This window comes from Microbacterium sp. B19(2022) (assembly GCF_012030385.1).
GTDB classification, from domain to species: Bacteria; Actinomycetota; Actinomycetes; order Actinomycetales; family Microbacteriaceae; genus Microbacterium; species Microbacterium oxydans_B.
The window spans coordinates 1-1,741 of sequence record NZ_JAAUVO010000041.1 but is presented as its reverse complement, the minus strand read 5'-3'; the positions used below and the strand labels follow the sequence as shown (position 1 = coordinate 1,741).

At 67.5% G+C, this 1,741-nt stretch carries 1 protein-coding gene; it reads left to right on the top strand.

The window, feature by feature from the left end; genetic code table 11:
• The first annotated feature begins 254 nt into the window (after nt 1–254).
• The gene (locus HCX50_RS19645; protein WP_167635470.1) at nt 255–1,697 is read left to right on the top strand and encodes an APC family permease; all 1,443 of its coding nucleotides are present in this window, start codon (nt 255–257) and stop codon (nt 1,695–1,697) included.
• Nucleotides 1,698–1,741: the final 44 nt, after the last annotated feature.

Here is a 1,741-nt window from a genome sequence, read left to right as displayed (position 1 = left end):
CTCCTTCCCCCTCGCCCCCTCCCCCCTTCGCCGAGTGCACGGCTTCCTCGCCGAGTGCACGGCTTTCCCACGCGAACACCCCGTGCACTCGCGAGCAACCCGTGCACTCGCGGGCGAGGAAGGGGCGACGCGAACCCTGGCCATAAGTCCGATTGAGGAGCGACCGCCGCGAGCGTAACGTGTTACCGCTCAACCAGCTCAGCCATTCGCACGCCGCCCCCACCCGGGGCGCGCGGAACCTCAAGGAGGCAAGGATGCCCCGCACGAATCCGAAGAATCCGGCGTACTCCGTCTGGCGGCGCAAGCCGGTCGGCGACCTGACGGACGAGGCGGAGAGCAGTGGTCTCTTCAAATCCCTCGGACTGTGGCAGCTCACCGCGATCGGCGTCGGTGGCATCGTCGGAGTCGGGATCTTCTCGCTCGCCGGTCTCGTCGCACACGGCGACGCCACGAACCCCGGCGTCGGCCCCGCGGTCGTCATCTCGTTCCTCATCGCCGGACTGGCGTCTGCGGCGGCCGCACTCTCCTATGCCGAGTTCGCAGGGATGATCCCCCGTGCCGGATCGGCGTACAGCTACGGGTACGTCGCGCTCGGAGAGATCACCGGATGGTTCATCGGCTGGGATCTGCTCCTGGAGTACGTGGCCATCGTGGCCGTGGTCGCGATCGGGATCTCCGGCTATCTCGATGCGTTCCTCTCCGGCTTCGGCGTGCACCTGCCGACCGCGGTCACCGAGACGTTCGACCAGCCCGGCGGCGTCGTCAACATCCCGGCGATCCTGATCTGTCTGCTCGTGACGTTCCTCCTCAGCCGCGGCACCAAGACCTTCGGCCGCTTCGAGCTGGTGGCGGTCGGGATCAAGATCCTGCTGATCCTGTTCATCGTGGGGCTCGGCATCTTCTACATCAACACCGACAACTACACCCCGTTCATGCCCTCCGGGTTCGGCCCGGTCTTCACGGGCGCGGCGACGGTGTTCTTCGCGGTGTTCGGCTACGACGCGATGAGCACCGCCGCCGAGGAGGCGAAGGACGGTCGCAAGCACATGCCGAAGGCGATCATCCTGTCGCTGATCATCGCCATGCTGCTCTACGTCGCCGCGACGCTGGTGCTCACCGGGATGCAGAACTACCAGGAGATCGACCCGAAGGCCGGCTTCGCCTCGGCGTTCTCCAGCGTGGGGCTGCCCGTCATCGCCTCGATCATCTCCGTATTCGCGGTGCTCTCGATCCTCACGGTCATGCTCACGTTCCTGCTCGGCGCCACCCGGGTGTGGTTCTCGATGAGCCGCGACGGGCTCCTCCCCGGCTGGTTCTCGAAGGTCGACCGCCGCGGTGTGCCGCAGCGGGTGACCTGGATCGCGGGCATCGGCTCCGCGTTCTTCGCCGGGATCTTCCCCATCCGTGCCGTGGCCGACCTGACGAACATCGGCATCCTGGCGGCGTTCGTCGTCGTATGCATCGCCGTCGTCGTGTTCCGGTACACGAAGCCGGATGCGCCGCGCACCTTCCGGCTGCCGTTCATGCCGGTGGTGCCGATCGTCGGCGTCGCCTTCTCGCTGTTCCTCATCTCGCAGCTGCACTGGGAGACCTGGCTGCGCTTCGGGGTCTGGCTCGTGATCGGACTCGTCGTCTACTTCGCCTACGGCCGCCGCCACTCGCTGATGAACCCCGACAGCCCCCGCCGCCCGCGCTGACGCCCCCTCGCGCAGCCCGCGGCCCGCGGCCCGCTATGAAGGAG